This window comes from Mameliella sp. CS4, from assembly GCF_019392335.1.
Classification (GTDB): domain Bacteria; phylum Pseudomonadota; class Alphaproteobacteria; order Rhodobacterales; family Rhodobacteraceae; genus Antarctobacter.
Genome location: NZ_JAHXRQ010000267.1, coordinates 1 through 242, shown reverse-complemented (window position 1 = coordinate 242; position 242 = coordinate 1). Strand labels below are relative to the sequence as shown.

General features: G+C 62.4%; 1 protein-coding gene. It reads left to right on the top strand.

Annotated features, from left to right (window positions below):
* Nucleotides 1-242 (top strand): glucan biosynthesis protein (locus KZZ07_RS27345; RefSeq protein WP_219520183.1); only part of this gene is annotated, 242 nt, incomplete at both ends.

Genomic DNA, 242 nt, shown 5'->3' with positions numbered 1-242 from the left:
CACCGGTGACGTGAAGCAATCCAACCTGATCCGTCAGCCTGACGGCAGCGTGGCCTACCTGGTGGACTTCGAGGGCCCGGCCCTGAAGAACCTGCCGGCGGACGCCCCGGTTCGCAGCCAGGTGAGTGTTGGCGACAACGCCGAAATCGTTGAAAACAGCGTGCGCTACAACGAGCACACCAAAGGCTGGCGCCTGACCCTGCGCATGAAGATCAAAGACGCAGGCAAGCCGACCGAAATGC